Origin of the sequence: Actinocorallia aurantiaca (assembly GCF_039533685.1) — a bacterium.
Lineage (GTDB): Bacteria > Actinomycetota > Actinomycetes > Streptosporangiales > Streptosporangiaceae > Actinocorallia > Actinocorallia aurantiaca.
Window position 1 is genome coordinate 155459 of sequence record NZ_BAAATZ010000037.1, and the last position, 15722, is coordinate 171180.

Here is a 15722-nt window from a genome sequence, read left to right on the forward strand (position 1 = left end):
GGATCCGGGGGCTTCCGCCGTGTCGGCGCGAGGCGCTCCCCGGGAGATCCCCGGCTCTCACGGGCCTCAGTTCAGCGCGGGGAGAGCTGAAGCCGTGTGACCTGGAAGACGAAGGCCATGCAGAGGGTCGCGGCCAGGGCGAGGCAGCCCGCCGCGGCTATGCCCGTCTCCATCGCGAACCGGGCGTCGGCCAGCGAGCCGGCCCCCATCCCGGGAAAGGCGCGGGCCAGCGCCGTACCGCCCAGCAGGCTCGCCCACCAGGCCGCCACGACCAGCAGGACGCCGTGCCGCCTCGCCATGCGGTAGCGGCCGCTGGAGACCCAGACGTCGTGCACGATCCGGGGCGGCATCCACAGGTTGGCGACCGGCAGGAACCAGGCGCCGACCGTCCAGCCCCTGCGGTGGCGCATCGGGCCCGGCGCCTGCCCGTGCGCCTGCCACAGCCAGGCGAAGAACAGCACCCCGGTGACCACGGCGAGCACACCGGAGATCAGGAAGACGTCGCCGTAGGCGCGCAGCACCGGCAGGGTGAACGAGGCGTCGTAGGAGAAGGGGTTCTCCTGCTCCAGCCCGGCCAGCAGCCGCATCATGCTCACCGCGGACCCCAGCGCCAGGAAGGCGTTGAAGCCCAGCAGCACGAACAGGCCCGTGGCCAGCGCCCGGAAGTCGCGTCGGTGCGACCAGGCGCCGCACGCTGGGCAGCGGACGGAGACGGTGGGGATGATGTCCCCGCACAGTCCACAGGGCATGGCCGGCTCCCGACGGAATCTCGGTGCGTGTAGAACTTCGGTCTTTTCTCGCAGTGTACGTACTGCTGACCCGCGCTTTGGGTGTCGGATACGCCACCTGGGGACGAGGACGGGAAACCTACCTGTCATGCCCCGAGACAGCGTAGAGAAGACCCCTCTCCCCGTCCGAGAACCAGACCCCCGGCGCACCCAGATCCTCGACGCCGCCCGCCGCTGCTTCATCCGCAACGGTTTCCACTCCACCTCGATGCGGGACGTCACCGCCGAGGCCAAGGTCCCCTTCACCGGCGTCACCCGCTACTTCCGCGGCAGGGACGACGTGATCGCCGCGTTCGCCGACGAGACCGAGGCCGAGGTGCACCGGGTCTTCGCCGGCGCCTTCGGCCGGATGCCCACGCCGGTGGAGGCCTTCCCTCACGTCGAACAGGGCTTTCCCGGGCTGGCCGTCAAGGTGTGGAGCGCCGCCCTGCGCGCCTCCGCGCTGGACGGGCGGGAGGACCCGACCGCGGCGGAGTTCACCAAGGCCCTGCTGTGGTACGTCGAGCTCTACCAGCGCACCGGGCTGATCACCCGGGAGATGCCGGCGCTCAACGTGATCCGCACGCTGGTGGCCCTGGTCCACGGGTACATGGTGCAGCGCACGCTCTTCGGGGACGTCGACACCCGCGCCTTCCGGGAAGGGCTGCGCGGGCTCCGCTGACCGGCGGCCGGCGGCCGCGGGCCGAATCAGTCGAAGGGGGCCCAGCGGCCGTCGCGGCGGATCAGCAGGCGCCGCGACAGCAGGTGGTCGCCCCTGGCCCAGACCCGGTCTGCGACCCAGCGGAGCTTCGCCAAGCCCTGCTCGTCGCGGGAGCCGGTCGCGGTGAAGACGTCCCGGGCCGGGACCCCGACCACGAGGTCGCCGTCCATCTCCGGGGCGAGCTTCTCCAGGAAGGGCTCGTCGAGCAGCAGCCCGGCCTCCAGGTCGCCGCCGACGGTGACGGTGGCCGCCTGGACGCCGGGGAACCAGTTGAGCGCCAGGTCCGGGCGGCGTACCCGCAGGTTGCCCGCCGCCCTGGTGCGCAGCTGGTCCGCCTGCAGGCCCAGCTCGCGCAGCAGACGCGGGGTGACCGGCTCGAAGCGGATCCTGCCGTCCTCGGACGGCGGCTGGTCCAGCCCGTAGGTCAGGTAGAGCTCGCCGGAGAAGTCCTCCCGCAGGGGGGTCTCGTCCGGCGGCAGCGGGAAGTCGAGCTTGACGTCGACCGGGACCCGGGCGCCCAGGATCGGGACGATCAGGTCGTACGGCTCGCTCATCTTCCAGGACCTCCGTGCTCGTGCTCCGGCGGATCACGATAGCGGCTGGTGGAGGCCGCCGTCCGGCGGCCCGTCACTCGCGGGTTCCCCGCCGGCGGCCGAGCAGGGCCAGGAGGGCCGCGGTCAGGGCCGCTCCGGCGGTGACGGCGCGGCTCAGGCGGACGGCGCGGCGCACGTCCTCGACCCGGGGCTTGCGGCCGTCTCCCAGCTCCGGCCTGATCTCCAGGCTGCCCCCATAGGAGTTGGCGCCGCCCAGGCGGACGCCCAGCGCCCCGGCGGCGGCGGACTCGCAGCGTCCGGCGTTGGGGCTGGGGTGGGCGGCCCCGTCCCGGCGCAGGATCCGCCAGGACTCGGCGACCGCCCTGCGGGCTCCGTCCTCGGCGACGGAGGGGGCGGCCAGCACGGTCAGCAGACCGGTGACCCTGGCCGGGATCCAGTTGGCCAGATCGTCCAGCCTCGCCGAGGCCCAGCCGAAGCGCTCGTAGCGGACGCCGCGGTAGCCGACCATGGCGTCCAGGGTGTTGACCGCCCGGTAGGCGATGAGGCCGGGAACCCCCGCGACGGCCCCCCACAGCAGCGGCGCGACGACGGCGTCGCCGGTGTTCTCGGCCAGCGACTCGACGGTCGCGCGGGCCAGGGCGTCGGCGTCCAGCCCCGACGGGTCGCGGGCGCACAGGTGGGAGAGCCTGGACCTGGCCCCGTCGAGGTCGCCCTCCTCCAGGCGGCGGGCCATGATCATGCCTTCCCTGCCCAGGGAGGTCCCGCCGAGCACCGCCCACGTCGCCCCCGCCGTCAGCAGGCAGCGGGCCACCGGACGGCGTCCTCGTTCCGCCAGGACGCCCAGCGCGGCCGCCGTCCCGACGCACAGACCGGTGAAGACCGCGCCCCGCGCCCGGGAGTCGCCGTAGATCCGCTTCTCCAGCCTCGCGGCGGCGCCGCCGAACCCGGCCACCGGATGCCCCCGCCTCGGATCGGCGAAAACCAGGTCCAGCCCGACCCCCAGCAGCAGCCCCACGGCCCTCGACCTGCTCACATACCCGCCTCTCACCCGCACCGGACCGACCGTAGTGCACCACAATCGAAGGCATGCGGATGGAACGGGCCTCTCAACGGATCTCCCAGGTCGCGCGGGTGGTGACGGACCCGTCGGTGGCGGCGGGATACTGCACCGACTTCACCGGGCGCTGGCGCGGAAGCACCCCGCTGGTGGCGCTGCCCGGCGACACCGCCGAAGTCGCCGAGGTCATGCGGATCTGCGCCGAGGAGGGCGTGCCGGTGGTCCCGCAGGGCGGCAACACCGGCCTCGTCGGCGGCGGGGTGCCGATGGGGGGCGAGGTGGTGCTCTCCCTGCGGCGCCTGACAGGGCTCGGCCCCGTGGACGCCGCCGCCCAGCAGGTGACGGCTGGCGCGGGCGTCGTGCTCTCCGCGCTGCAGCGGCACGTCCGGGCGGCCGGCCTGGACTTCGGGGTCGACTTCGCGGCCCGCGACGCGGCGACCGTCGGCGGGATGATCGCCACCAACGCGGGCGGCGAGCGGGTCCTGCGCTACGGGACGACCCGCGCCAACGTGGTCGGGGTCGAGGCGGTCCTGGCCGACGGCTCGGTGGTCTCCCGCCTGGGCGGCCTCGCCAAGGACAACACCGGCTTCGAGCTCCCGTTCACCGGCAGCGAGGGCACCCTCGGCGTCATCACGGCGGCCCGCCTGCGCCTGGTCCCCCTCCTGGAGCGGCGGGCCACCGCCCTCCTGGGCCTGCCCGGCGTCCCGGCCGCCCTCGAGGCGCTGGCCGTCCTGCGCTCCCTCGACTCCCTGGAGATGGCCGAGTTCTTCCAGGCGGAGGGCCTGCGCCTGGTCCGCGGGCACACCGGCCTGCCCTCCCCCACCCGCGAGGAGCACCCCGTCTACCTCCTGGTCGAGTGCGCCGCCCCGCGGGATCCCGCGCCGGAGCTGCACGCCGTCCTGGAGTCCCTGCACGCCTCGGAGATCGTGGTCGCCGCCGACGCCGCCGACCGCCACCGCCTGTGGCGCTACCGCGAGGCCCACACCGAGGCGATCAACGCCCGCGGCGTCCCCGTGAAGCTGGACGTCGCCCTGCCCCTCGGCGAACTCCCCGGCTTCCTGGACGACCTGCCGTCCCTCGTCGGCGGCTGCGAGCTCTACCTCTTCGGCCACCTCGCCGAAGGCAACCTCCACATCAACCTGATCGGCGGCCAGGACCCCACCGACGCCGTCCTGCGCCGCGTCGCCCTGTCCGGCGGAAGCATCAGCGCCGAGCACGGCGTGGGCCGCGCCAAGACCCCCTGGCTCCACCTCAGCCGCTCCCCCGCCGAACTCGCCGCCTTCCGCGCCGTCAAGCAGGCCCTCGACCCCCGCCACCTCCTCAACCCCGGCGTCCTGGTCCCCTGAGCTCGCACCGGGTGCGCGGAACGCGGCTCCGGCGTCCTTCGCGCCTCCGATCGCGAAAAGGACGATCAAGCTCCTGGACGGGCGCCTCTTCGGGAAGGGCTCCTTTCCCGAAGAGGCGCTGTCAGAGGCGCGGGAGGGGGGCCGGGAGGAAGCCCTCGAGCGTGAGAAGGGCCTTCTTGGCGGGGAGGCCGCCCGCGTAGCCGGTGAGGGAGCCGGTGGAGCCGATCACGCGGTGGCAGGGGCGGACGATGAGGAGGGGGTTGGCTCCGTTCGCGGCGCCGATGGCGCGGGCCCGGGCGGGGGTGCCGCCGAGAGCGGCGTTGAGCTCGCCGTAGGTGGTGGTCGTGCCGTACGGGAGTGCCTCCAGGGCCGCCCAGACCTGCCGCTGGAAGGGGGTGCCGGTGGTGGTGAAGGCCAGGTCGAACTCCTTGAGGTCGCCGGAGAAGTAGGCGTCCAGCTGGGATGCGGCCTCGGTGAAGTCGGCCGGGGCGTGCCGCCAGGTGTCGGCCCGGACGGGCGCGTTGCGCTGCCCCGGCAGGGAGAGCGACGACAGCGCCAGGCCCGTCTCCGTGCGGACGCCGGTGAGCAGCAGGGTGCCGAGCGGGCTGGGGATGGTGGTGTAGAGCGTCATGATCGGTCCTTTCCGGAAAGCGAGTTCCACAGCAGGTGGGTGGCGTAGGAGCGCCAGGGGGCCCAGGCGGCGGGGTCGGGGCGGCCCGCCCGGGCCAGGGCCCGGTTCAGCGCCACGTCGCCGGGCGGCAGGACGTCCGGGTCCCCCAGGGCGCGCATGCGGATGTAGGCGGCGGTCCAGGGGCCTATCCCGGCCAGGGACAGGAGGCCCTTCTCCGCCTCGTCGCGGTCCGCCCCGGCATCCAGGACAAGGCCGCCTCCGGCCAGGGCCTCGGCGAGCGTCCTCAGGGTGGCCCGGCGGGCGCGGGGCATGCCCAGTTCCTCCAGGGACGCGGCGGCCACGTCCTCGGCCGAGGGGAAGAGGTGGGTGAGGCTCCCCGAGGGCTCCGGCAGCGGGGTGCCGCAGGAGGAGACCAGCACGGCGGTCAGGGTGCGGGCCGCGGCCACGGTGATCTGCTGGCCCAGCACCGCGCGGAAGGCCGTCTCGTGGGGATCGGCGGCGCCGGGGGCGCGCAGGCCCGGAACCGCCGCCGAACCCGGGCCGAGGACCGGGTCGCCCGCGAAGCGCTCGGTGACCGCGCAGGGGTCGGCGTCCAGGTCGAACAGGCGGCGGATCCGCTGGGTCGCGGCCGTGAGGTCGCTCACCTCGCTCAGGCTCATGGCGCAGTCGAGCCAGCCCCGACCCCCGCCGGACTCGTGGACGGCGGCGATCCCCGGGCCGCCGGGCAGGCGAAGGGTGCGTCGGTAGACGCGGGAGCCCACGGGTCCTTCGACCTCCTCCACGCCGGGCACGGCCCGGCGCGCCAGGAAGTCGAAGATCTCCCTCGCCGCGTACGGGCCCCGGTAGGCCAGCCGCAGCGCCACCCCGGAGGCGGCGGAGGCGGAGGGGCCCGGGCCCGCCGCCCTGAGCCGCCCGGGAGTGGCCGCGTAGATCTTCTTGATGGTGTCGTTGAACTGCCGGACGCTGGCGAAGCCCGAGGCGAAGGCGATCTCGGTGACCGGCAGGGCGGTGGTCTGCAGCAGCACCCGCGCGGTCTGGGCCCGCTGGGCCCGGGCCAGGGCCACGGGCCCGGCGCCGAGCTCGTCGGTCAGCTGCCGCCGCAGCTGCCGGGTGCTGTAGCCCAGCCGGGCGGCGAGCCCGTCGACGCCCTCCCGGTCGACGACCCCGTCGGCGATCAGCCGCACCGCCCTGGCCGCCGCGTCGGCCCGCACGTGCCAGGCCGCCGAGCCGGGCACCGCATCCGGCCGGCAGCGCTTGCAGGCGCGGAAACCGTCGTGCTGCGCGGCCGCCGCGCTGGGATGGAACCGTACGTTCCGGCGCAGCGGCGTGGTGGCGGGGCAGCTGGGCCTGCAGTAGATCCCGGTGGTCAGCACGGCGAAGAAGAACTCCCCGTCGAACCGGGCGTCCCTGCTGCGTACCGCCCTGTAGCGGCTCTCGTCGTCCACCCTCCCAGTGTGGGCGACCGGACGGCGCGGTACTGGCGGTTTTCGGCCATCGCGGCCTCGCCCTCGCGCGCCCGGCACGGCCGGGACGGACACCGGGAGCGGACATCTCGGGGGATGCCGGATATGAAGCGACCCGCCGCCACCGATCGAACGGTCGCGACGGGTCGCCGGCGGCGCGCCCAGAGGGATTCGAACCCCCGGCCGACGGATTAGAAGTCCGTTGCTCTATCCAGCTGAGCTATGGGCGCAGACTTTCGCGCCCCGAGTGTAAGGCACGGAAGGCCGCTGGAACAGCAGATTTATGCCCGATTCGTCCCCGACACGGCATCGATACACTTCCCAGCCGGGAAGCACGGGCCGGTGCGTGGGAGGCTGAGGGCCGTCGCGCGGCCCCGGGTCCCGGGAGCCGGTATTTTGGGGTGATTTCACTCCGAGCTTAGGCCGGAGCTGGAAGAGTGTGGCCCGCCCCCTGCCTGATGTCGTCGAGCTGGAAACAAGAGGACCATGTCGGACAACGAGAAGACCCCAGGTGTGAAGCTGCCGAGCGCCCGGGACATCAGTCGCACCGACTTCACCCCGCACGGCATCAACAAGGGCCGGGGCTCCCTGAAGCGCCCCGCCAACAAGGCCGAGCTGCGCAAGAGGCGCATCAAGCAGGCCGGGGTCACCGTCCTGGTCCTGGCGGTCATCGCCGGCGTCGCGGGCGGCGCCTACACGCTGACCCGGCCGGAGGAGAACTTCACCATCACGGGCGCCTTCAACAAGGACCCCAAGATCGCCTGGCCCGAGGTCAAGCCCTACACCACCAGCCGCATCGAGCAGCTGATCAAGGGTGACGGCGAGAAGCTGCAGAGCGGCGACACCGCCTACGTCAACTTCGAGACCTACCAGTGGACGGGCGCCAAGGAGCACGAGGAGAAGTCCAGCAGCTATGCCGCAGACGGCCCCACCGCCCTTCCGGTGGGCGGCCAGGGCGGCAGCGGCTTCAAGAAGCTCGACGAGGCGATGGACGGCGCCACCCTCGGCAGCCGCTACCTGGTGACGATGCCGGTCGAGGAACTCGGCGAGACCGCCCAGGAGACCGGCCTGGAGAAGGACGACAACGTCGTCTTCGTCGTGGACATCGTGACCAAGCAGTACAAGATCGCCGGTGACATGGCGAAGCAGGACGACGACAAGCTGCCCGAGGTCACCGCTCCCGCGAAGGAAGGCGAGGCCCCCGGCATCAAGCTCCCCGACGGGGACGCGCCCAAGGAGCTGACCGTCAAGACCCTCATCGAGGGCAGCGGTCCGGTCGTGGAGAAGGGCCAGAAGCTCTCCGCCCACTACAAGGGCGTGATCTGGAAGGGCGGCAAGGAGTTCGACTCCAGCTACGCCAACGGCGAGCCCGCCGCCTTCGAGATCGGCACCGGCGCGGTCATCCCCGGCTGGGACAAGGCCCTGGTCGGCCTGAAGGCCGGCAGCCGGGTGCTGGTGGTGATCCCGCCCGCCGACGGCTACGGCGAGAAGGGCAACGAGAGCGCCGGGATCAAGGGAGACGACACCCTGGTGTTCGTCGTGGACGTCCTGACGTCCTACTGATCGCGTGAACGGCCGGCCTCCGGGGAAGAGGTCGGCCGTTTTCAGCTTTCTGGGCAACCTTTCGGCGTTTTCAGCCGTCTTCTGAGGGGTTGCCCGCATTCACCCGAATGGCGGCGGCTCATCGAAGCCCCTCCGGGCGGGTAGGGAACCTGACCGGTCAAGGTAAGGTCGAGGTCACGGAAAGGTAACGGGGGCATGGTGAACGAGAACGAGGAGCACCCGCAGGCCGAGAACGGGCCCGAAGGGAACGGCGAGCCCATCGAGATCGCTGAGGCCGCCGAGACCACCGTCCCCTCACCACAGCCCGGCATCCCCTCCTCGCGGAAGGGAAGGCTGGTCCGCAAGATCTCCTACGGCGTGCTCGGCCTGATCGGGGTGTGCGTGGTCGCCTTCGCCGTCGCCTACGTCCTCACCCCCGTGCCCTCCACCCAGCAGGTGGACGCCCGGGAGCAGCTCAACGTCTTCTACTACGCCGACGGCAAGACGATCATCGCCCAGGAGGGCACCAACCGCCAGCCCGTCCCGCTGGACAAGGTCTCCGAGGCCATGCAGCAGGCGGTCATCTCCGCTGAGAACCGCAGCTTCCGCACCGACCCGGGCATCTCGTTCAAGGGCACGGTGCGCGCCTTCTGGTCGACCGTCTCCGGCGCCCAGGTGCAGGGCGGCTCCACCATCACCCAGCAGATGGTCCGCAACTACTACAGCGGGCTGAGCCAGGAGAGATCGATCTTCCGCAAGCTCAAGGAGGTCATGGTCTCGCTCAAGGTGAGCCGGTCCCAGGACAAGGACTGGATCATGGAGCAGTACCTCAACACCATCTACTTCGGACGGCAGAGCTACGGCATCCAGGCGGCCGCGCAGTCCTACTTCAACAAGGACGCCGAGAACCTGAGCCCGGCCGAGAGCGCCTACCTGTCCGCGACGATCCAGCAGCCGAGCCTCTACCAGAAGGTCACCAAGAACAACCGCGAGCAGCTCAAGAAACGCTGGCAGTACGTCGTCGACGGCATGGTCACCGCGGGAGACCTCACCCAGGACGAGGCCTCGAAGCTCAAGTTCCCGACCCCGGCCAAGGAGAAGCAGAAGAACATCTACCAGGGCCAGGTCGGCTACATGGTCAACGTGGCCAAGAAGGAGCTGCACGAGAAGCACGGCGTCTCCGACCGCCGCCTCGCCCTGGGCGGGTTCAAGGTCGTCACGACCTTCCGCAAGCCGCTGATGGACGCCGCGGTCAAGGCCGTCAAGGACAACGTCCCGTCCGACATGCCCAAGGAGCAGCGGGTGGGCCTGAGCGCCGTCGACCCGCAGACCGGCGAGGTCCTCGCCTTCTACGGCGGGCGCGACTACCTCAAGGAGCAGCTCAGCAGCGCGTTCGGGATGCGCGCCCAGGCCGGGTCCGGGTTCAAGCCGTACGTGCTCGCCGCCGCGCTGGCCGACGGCAAGGAGCTCACCGACACCGTGGACGGCTCGTCCTACGTGGCCGCCAACGGGAAGGTCATCGGGAACTCCCACGGGGGGAGTTACGGCTACCTCAACCTCGTCCAGATGACCCGCGACTCGGTGAACACCGCCTACGTGCGGCTCGCCCAGGAGGTCGGCAACTCCGAGGTCACCAAGATGGCCGAGAGCCTGGGCATCCCCAAATCCCAGCTGACCGCCAACGACGCCGACAAGTCCGAGTCGTACGCGCTGGGCGTCGCGGACGTCAGCCCGACGCAGCAGGCCGGCGCGTACGGGGCGTTCGCCAACGGAGGCGAGTTCCACGCCCCGCACGTCATCAAGTCCTTCACCAACCGCGACAAGCGGACGAAGAAGGTCGAGGTCGAAGGCGTCCGGGTGTTCAGCAAGGACGTCGCCGCCGACGCCACGTACGCGTTGCAGCAGGTCGTCACCAGCGGTACCGCCACCGGCGCGCAGCTCTACGACGGCCGGGACGTCGCCGGTAAGACGGGCACCACGGACGGGGGCGCCGCCGTGTGGTTCAACGGGTTCATCCCGCAGATGTCCACCTCGGTGGGGATCTTCCACAGCAAGTTCCCCAACAAGCCGCTGGACCTGCGCGGCTACTCGGCCTACGGCGGCGTGCTGCCCGCGCAGGTGTGGCGCGCCTTCATGAGCGAGGCCACCCAGGGCATGGCGGTGAAGGACTTCCCCGAGCCGTCGAGCTACTACACCTACCAGCCCGATCCCGCGCCGGCCGACGAGCCCTCCGGCCCCGACCCGAGCCCTTCCGCCACCGACCCGGCCTCGCCCAGCACCCCGCCGGACGAGGAGGAACCGCCGGTGGAGGAGGAGCCCGAACCGCTGCCGGAGGACCCGGACGAGGACGTCGACCTCCCCGGCCCCGACCCCGGCCCCGGGCCCGAGGACCCCGGGCCGGATCCGCTGCCGGAGGACTTCCCTCAGCAGCAGCAGCCCTAGCCGCAGGCCTCGCCCAGCCGCGCGGGCTGGTCCCGCAGCAGCGCGGTGAGGCGGGCGACGTCGCCGGTCTGGCCCAGGGCCGGCGACGCCTCGCGCCAGGAGGCCGCCAGGTCCTTGAGGGTCTGGCCCAGCTTCTGGTCGTCGGCCTCGGCGGCGAGGCCGTCGAGGGTCGCGGCGAAGTCGCCCGCCGCCTGGCCCCAGGCGGCGTTGTCCGTGGAGGGCAGGGACTTCAGCTTCGTCCCGAAGTCGGTGAAGGCCTGCTGGGTCTCGGCGCACACCTCGCTCTTGTTGCCGGTCATGCCCTCCACGACCCCGCATCCCGACAGCGCCGTGACCGCCGCCAGGACGGTGATGAGCGCGCTACGCCCCGCCTGCATCCGATTCCTCCAGGGATGTGATCCTCAAAGCTCCATGATTGCGTACCGGACGGGTACGCAGGCGGGTGCGCAGAGTTTCTCTCCGCTCACCCGCGCTCGACTTCGTCCTCGGACTGAGCACTGGTCCGCATTAAGCCCGCATTAAGGTAGACGAGTCCGCAGCACGCCCAAGGAGTGGCTTAACGTGGCCGAGGAATGGCAGCCCACCACCGACCTGGAGACCCTTCTGGTCGGTGCGATCGACGCCGCTGACCCCGAGGGGTACTTCCGCGTCCTGGCGGGAGCGGACCTTGTGGTCCCGCTCCCGCCGGAAACGGCCGAGCAGGTGCTCGCCGACAACGTCCAGCCCGTCTGGCCCACCCAGGAGGTCGACGGGCGCACCCACGTGCTCGCCTACACCTCCCCCGAGGCGATGCGAGCCCATCTCGGGCCGCACCTTCAGCACCACCTGCGGCTGAAGCTCACCGACATGGCCGCGGCCTGGCCGCACCCCCACTGGTGGCTCGCCGTGGACCTCTCCCTTCCACCGCAGGCGCTGCTGCCCTCCTGGTTCCTGCGCCAGCTCGCCGACGGCGACCCCCGGCCCGTCCTGCTCGGCCTTCCCCGCCCCGCGGGGCCCGCCGCGCCCCCGCGGCCCGTCCCGGTCCCCCCGCCCGGCGCCGCCGAGCCCGTCACCCCGGACTCCCCCGCCGTCCAGAGCGCCCTCGCCGCCGTCCAGGAGAGCGGTTCCCTCCAGGACGCCAACCGGCAGGCCGCCGAGGTGCTCGCCGCCCTCCGCGGTTTCTCCTCCCCCGAGCAGGGGGCACCGCGAGCAGGCGGACCGGACATAGGTTCCCCCGCTTCCGTCCCGCCTTCGCCGACCGCCGTTCCCGAAGTGCCGGGCATCCCGGTCGAGCACGGAATCCCCCGGACCGGAGCACCGCACTCCTTCGCCTCCGCCGAGGAGACGCCGCTTCCCGGCGCATCCGCCGAACAGGGCGCTCCGTACACGGGCCCCGCCCAGCCCACGGGTCTCCCCGACCCCACTCCCCGCGCCGGAGGCATCCCCGGCCCCGTGGCCCCCGCTACGCCTCCCAGGCAGAGCGGCCCGTACCCGGGAACACCGCGCGCTCCGCTCCCCGAGCAGGGAACGCCTCAGGCCTCCGACCCCCGCGAACACGCGGATCCCGCTCCCGCCGCTCCCGAGGCTCCTGCCGCTCCCGAGGCTCCCGCCGCTCCCGAGGCTCCCGCCGAACGCGCAGGCCGGCACTCGGCGCCGCAGGCGGCCGACACCGCCGAACGGTCCCTGCCTGGAGCCCCCAGGCATGAGGCACCGCAGCCGTCCGGCCAGGGATCTCCGTCGGTCGCGAAGCACGGCGCTCCCCCCGTGGAGACACCGCAGAACGCCCCGGAACCCCCTTTCTCGACCGAAGGCGTGGTCCCCGCCGCGTCTGCCGACCCGGACGGTCCGCAGACCGCCTTCGAGCAGGCGCCTCTCATCGGTGCGGCGCCTCCCGGAGCACCCGCCGAGCAAAGCGTCCCCCAGCCCGCCGACTCGGCCGAGCGGGCACCTCTGGCCGACTCCGTGGCTCCCGATCTGCCAGTGGCCCCCGCCGTCCAGGAAGGCCCCCTCCCGGAGGCGCCGCAGACGGCCGGCTCCACCGAATCCGCGCCTGCGGCAGACGTCGTGCTTCCCGGTGCGCCCGTCGGGCCAGGAGCACCCCAGACCACCGCTTCCCCCGAACACGTGCCTCCGGCCGAGGCCGTGCCTCCCGGCATGCTCGCCGGACAGGAAGCTCCCCATACCGGAGCAGCGCAAGCAGGTGTCTCCCCGGAGCAGGCGTCCTCCGCCGAGCCCGTGGCTCCCGGAGTGGACTCGGAGCACGGCGCTCCCCTCGCGGGAGAACCGCAGACCGCCGAGCACACTCCCTCGGCTGAAGGAGCGGCTCCCGGCGTTCCCGCCGAGCAGGGAAGCCCCTACACGGAGACGTCGCAGCCCACCGGCTCCCCCGAACAGGCTCCTCCGGTTCCCGACGCGGCCCCCGAACGGGAGGAGCCGTACACGAGTGGGCCGAATTCGGGCGAGGTGCCCGAACCGACCTCTCCGGTGGCGGACGTTCCGGCCGTACCGGAAGTGGTCGCCGAGCCGGAGAACACGCGGAGCGCGGCGCCGGAGTCCGGTTCTCCGGATCGGGCCGAAGGCCCCGTCGATGACGGCCAGGGAGCTCCGCAGAGCGGGGACGACTCCTTGCCCGGGTCGCCCGTGGCGCCGGTCGGCGAAGCGGGGCAGAACATGCCCGATTCGGTCGCCGCGCTGCTCGGACGGCAGGAGCCCGATCAGCGCGGGAGCGTTCCAGAGGGCGCGCCGGACGAGGCGGGCCAGGTCTTCGGATCGGCCGAGCACGCTCGGGGACCGGTGGGCGGGAACGACCCGACGCAGACGCAGATCGACGGGCTGCCGCCGATCGTGGACGAGCTCAGGAGCGGGTCCGCGGCGGAGGCCGAGCGGGCCGCGGCGGCGCCGGGCCGGGGCCGGTTCCTTCCGGCCAACCCGGTGGAGACCGAACTGGTGCGTGCCGCCGACGAGGAGTCTCTGGTCAAGGCGCTGATGGGGGCGGACCTGCTGCTGCCGGTGCCGCCCGGCACGGACGCGGCGGCCCGGCCGAGCCGTCCGGGGTTCCCGTGGCAGCCGGGGGAGATCGACGGGACTCCGGCGGTGCCCGCGTTCACCTCGCCCGAGCGGCTCCTGGACGTGATCGGGCAGGTCGACTACGTGCGGGTGCCGTTCCCGACCGTGGTGCGGCACTGGCCCGACCTCGGCTGGACCCTGGCCATCAACCCGGGCACGCCCGCGTCGGCGACGCTGACGGGGCAGCAGCTGCCGCTGGTGGCGACCTGGGTCGACCAGCTCGTCACCGAGCGGCCCGACTCCTTCTCCCCGCAGAACGAGCTGGAGCAGCGGCTGTACGAGGCGGCGCAGCGCCGGGACGCCGAGACGTTCTTCGGGCTGCTGACCTCCGCCCAGGTGATGATCCCCGCCGACCCCGACACCCCCTGGGGCGCCCAGCCCGGCGAACCGGACTTCCCTTGGCATCCCGTGCCGATCAAGGGCGAGCAGTCGATCATGGCGTTCACCTCGCCGCGCTGGATGCACGAGGCGGTCGGCCAGTCCCGGTTCGTCATGCCGGACTTCCGGGAACTGGCGGCGAACTGGCCCGAGCACGGCTGGTCGCTGGTGCTCAACCCGGGCACCCCGATCGACCTGACCGTGCCGGGGGACCGGCTGCGCGCCGCCGTCGCGCCGGCCGAACCGCAGCGGGCGCGTCCCGTGCACTTCGAACCGGGCAACCGGGTCGACCAGGACCTGGACGAGGCGGTGCTCGCCGGGGACAGCGACGACTTCCTGCGGGTGACGCTGGCCGCCGAGGTGCTCGTCCCGGTCCCGGCCACCGCGCCCGAGGACCTCTCCCCCGAGCATCCCGACTTCGACTGGTCGGCCGCGCTGTCGGCCAGCCCGCCCGGTCCCGGGGCCTCCGTCCGGGTGTTCACCTCGCACCTGCGGCTGCAGGAGACCGTGGGCGACGTCCGGTACGTCACCGTCGGCTTCACCGAGCTCATCTCGCACTGGCGGCGCACCGACTGGACGCTCCACCTCAACCCGGGCACCCGGATCGGCGCGTCCCTCGACGGCGGCCAGGTCCGCGAGCTCAGCGACTGGGCGGTCTCCGTCGGGCTGCCCGTCCGGCAGGGCCAGCACCGGGAGCTCACGCAGCCGTACGCGGCGCCGCACGCCCCCGCCGAGGCGGACGCCTCACCCGAGGCGACCTCGGCGGAGAACCCCGTCGTGGAGGTCCCCGCCCCGCGCGAGCGGGTCCCGCAGGTGACGGTGATGCAGAAGGTGCTGCCGCACGGCCACGTCGGCTGGTACCTGGAGCAGGGGTACGACCGGGTCGGCGGGTTCATCCACCCGCTGGCCGACTGCGCCGAGCTCACCACCCCGGCGCAGCTGTACGAGGCCCTCGGCCTGCTGTACCGGGACTCCCCCTTCGACCTCGCGGACGAGGCGGTGCACGTCCTGCGCTGGCACGCCCACTGCGAGGACCTCTACCGGGTGCCGTTCGGCGGGCGCACCGAGGAGGACCTGCAGGCCTGGGGCGACGCGGGCTGGGTGCTCGAGCAGGAGCCGTTCGAGGGCACCGGTTTCGCGCCCGGCTCGGCCGGCAGCATCCGCGAGTTCAAGAGCGACAGCACCCGGCTGCCCACCGGGGCGCGGCTGTACCTCGTCGGCAGGGACCGGACCGAGGCCCTGGTCGCCGTCTACGACGCCGATGTCCTGAGCTGGACGCCGGCCCAGCAGCCCAAGGAGGTCCCGCAGTGATCAGGGACGGTTACGTCGCGATCTGGAAGGGCTCGGAGTACGAGGCGAGCCCGACGCCGGAGGGCGAGGTCCGCCTGTACACGACGCAGCCCGCGGAGGGCTTCGCCGAGGCGCGTCCGGGCCGGTACCGCCGCAGCGTGCCCGCCTCGGAGATCGAGCGGCTGCGCTACGTCCGGACGGCCTGCCGCTGGCGGGGCGAGCGGTTCATCGTGGTCGGCGAGCACGAGACCTGGCTGCGGGTGGAGTACACCGGCGGCCGGGGCCCGGTCGCCGAGCGGCTCGGACTCGACCGGATCGACCACGGCGTGTGGCAGACCTGGGCTCCGCGGGCAGAGGTGGAGGAACTCCACGAGGAGTTCATCTGAGCGATAACACCTAACTTCACATTGATTCGATCATTCGCTCCGTGTACGGATAGCCTTAACGAAGGCTGCTGAAAGTACACCTGAATCCTCTACGGATGCG

12 protein-coding genes and 1 tRNA gene are annotated in these 15722 nt (G+C 72.6%); 6 read left to right on the plus strand and 7 right to left on the minus strand.

Annotated features, from left to right (window positions below):
• Nucleotides 1-71 precede the first annotated feature (71 nt).
• Entirely contained in the window at nucleotides 72-749 is a 678-nt protein-coding gene (locus ABD327_RS35595) for a DUF4328 domain-containing protein (protein WP_344457733.1), read from the minus strand.
• A 127-nt stretch (nucleotides 750-876) separates the two neighbouring features.
• Between ABD327_RS35595 and ABD327_RS35600 the strand changes: the two genes are divergently transcribed.
• Nucleotides 877-1449, plus strand: coding sequence for a TetR/AcrR family transcriptional regulator (locus tag ABD327_RS35600; RefSeq protein WP_344457735.1), 573 nt, complete (start codon nucleotides 877-879; stop codon nucleotides 1447-1449).
• A 26-nt stretch (nucleotides 1450-1475) separates the two neighbouring features.
• Here ABD327_RS35600 and ABD327_RS35605 read toward each other — a convergent pair whose 3' ends face one another.
• Both ABD327_RS35605 and ABD327_RS35610 read right to left on the minus strand, forming a co-directional pair.
• Nucleotides 1476-2042, minus strand: coding sequence for a DUF1444 domain-containing protein (locus ABD327_RS35605; protein WP_344457737.1), 567 nt, complete (start codon nucleotides 2040-2042; stop codon nucleotides 1476-1478).
• Nucleotides 2043-2115: 73 nt separating this feature from the next.
• Nucleotides 2116-3075, minus strand: a complete 960-nt coding sequence (locus tag ABD327_RS35610; RefSeq protein WP_344457739.1) for a cobalamin biosynthesis protein — start codon at nucleotides 3073-3075, stop codon at nucleotides 2116-2118.
• A 53-nt stretch (nucleotides 3076-3128) separates the two neighbouring features.
• Between ABD327_RS35610 and ABD327_RS35615 the strand changes: the two genes are divergently transcribed.
• On the plus strand, nucleotides 3129-4445 hold the full coding sequence (locus ABD327_RS35615; protein ID WP_344457741.1) for an FAD-binding oxidoreductase: 1317 nt from the start codon (nucleotides 3129-3131) through the stop codon (nucleotides 4443-4445).
• A gap of 121 nt (nucleotides 4446-4566) precedes the next feature.
• Here the strand turns inward: ABD327_RS35615 and ABD327_RS35620 are convergent, their stop codons facing one another.
• From ABD327_RS35620 to ABD327_RS35630, 3 genes are all read right to left on the minus strand, one after another.
• A complete protein-coding gene (locus ABD327_RS35620) occupies nucleotides 4567-5076 on the minus strand; it encodes a methylated-DNA--[protein]-cysteine S-methyltransferase (RefSeq protein ID WP_344457743.1) in 510 nt (169 codons plus the stop codon).
• Entirely contained in the window at nucleotides 5073-6521 is a 1449-nt protein-coding gene (locus ABD327_RS35625; protein WP_344457746.1) for an AlkA N-terminal domain-containing protein, read from the minus strand. Before ABD327_RS35625 ends, ABD327_RS35620 begins: the two co-directional genes overlap by 4 nt.
• A gap of 174 nt (nucleotides 6522-6695) precedes the next feature.
• Nucleotides 6696-6769 (minus strand) — tRNA-Arg (locus ABD327_RS35630).
• A gap of 256 nt (nucleotides 6770-7025) precedes the next feature.
• Between ABD327_RS35630 and ABD327_RS35635 the strand changes: the two genes are divergently transcribed.
• Together ABD327_RS35635 and ABD327_RS35640 are read left to right on the plus strand one after the other, a co-directional pair.
• Nucleotides 7026-8102, plus strand: coding sequence for an FKBP-type peptidyl-prolyl cis-trans isomerase (locus ABD327_RS35635; RefSeq protein WP_344457748.1), 1077 nt, complete (start codon nucleotides 7026-7028; stop codon nucleotides 8100-8102).
• Between the two features lie 195 nt (nucleotides 8103-8297).
• The gene (locus ABD327_RS35640; RefSeq protein ID WP_344457751.1) at nucleotides 8298-10523 is read left to right on the plus strand and encodes a transglycosylase domain-containing protein; all 2226 of its coding nucleotides are present in this window, start codon (nucleotides 8298-8300) and stop codon (nucleotides 10521-10523) included.
• Here ABD327_RS35640 and ABD327_RS35645 read toward each other — a convergent pair.
• Nucleotides 10520-10900, minus strand: coding sequence for a hypothetical protein (locus ABD327_RS35645; protein WP_344457754.1), 381 nt, complete (start codon nucleotides 10898-10900; stop codon nucleotides 10520-10522). The genes ABD327_RS35640 and ABD327_RS35645 overlap by 4 nt on opposite strands.
• Nucleotides 10901-11084: 184 nt before the next feature.
• Here ABD327_RS35645 and ABD327_RS35650 point away from each other — a divergent pair, with 184 nt between their 5' ends.
• Nucleotides 11085-15257, plus strand: a complete 4173-nt coding sequence (locus ABD327_RS35650) for an SseB family protein (RefSeq protein WP_344457756.1) — start codon at nucleotides 11085-11087, stop codon at nucleotides 15255-15257.
• Nucleotides 15254-15622: a hypothetical protein gene (locus ABD327_RS35655; protein ID WP_344457758.1), complete on the plus strand. Its 369-nt coding sequence runs from the start codon at nucleotides 15254-15256 to the stop codon at nucleotides 15620-15622. The genes ABD327_RS35650 and ABD327_RS35655 overlap by 4 nt, the downstream gene beginning before the upstream one ends.
• The last annotated feature ends 100 nt before the right edge of the window (nucleotides 15623-15722 follow it).

Excerpts from the sequence above, each read along its gene's own strand:
- ABD327_RS35645 (WP_344457754.1), bottom strand. The coding sequence starts at position 10,900 with ATGCAGGCGGGGCGTAGCGCGCTCATCACCGTCCTGGCGGCGGTCACG.
- ABD327_RS35600 (WP_344457735.1), top strand. The coding sequence starts at position 877 with ATGCCCCGAGACAGCGTAGAGAAGACCCCTCTCCCCGTCCGAGAACCA.
- ABD327_RS35605 (WP_344457737.1), bottom strand. The coding sequence starts at position 2,042 with ATGAGCGAGCCGTACGACCTGATCGTCCCGATCCTGGGCGCCCGGGTC.
- ABD327_RS35635 (WP_344457748.1), top strand. The coding sequence starts at position 7,026 with ATGTCGGACAACGAGAAGACCCCAGGTGTGAAGCTGCCGAGCGCCCGG.
- ABD327_RS35595 (WP_344457733.1), bottom strand. The coding sequence starts at position 749 with ATGCCCTGTGGACTGTGCGGGGACATCATCCCCACCGTCTCCGTCCGC.
- ABD327_RS35640 (WP_344457751.1), top strand. The coding sequence starts at position 8,298 with ATGGTGAACGAGAACGAGGAGCACCCGCAGGCCGAGAACGGGCCCGAA.
- ABD327_RS35620 (WP_344457743.1), bottom strand. The coding sequence starts at position 5,076 with ATGACGCTCTACACCACCATCCCCAGCCCGCTCGGCACCCTGCTGCTC.
- ABD327_RS35615 (WP_344457741.1), top strand. The coding sequence starts at position 3,129 with ATGCGGATGGAACGGGCCTCTCAACGGATCTCCCAGGTCGCGCGGGTG.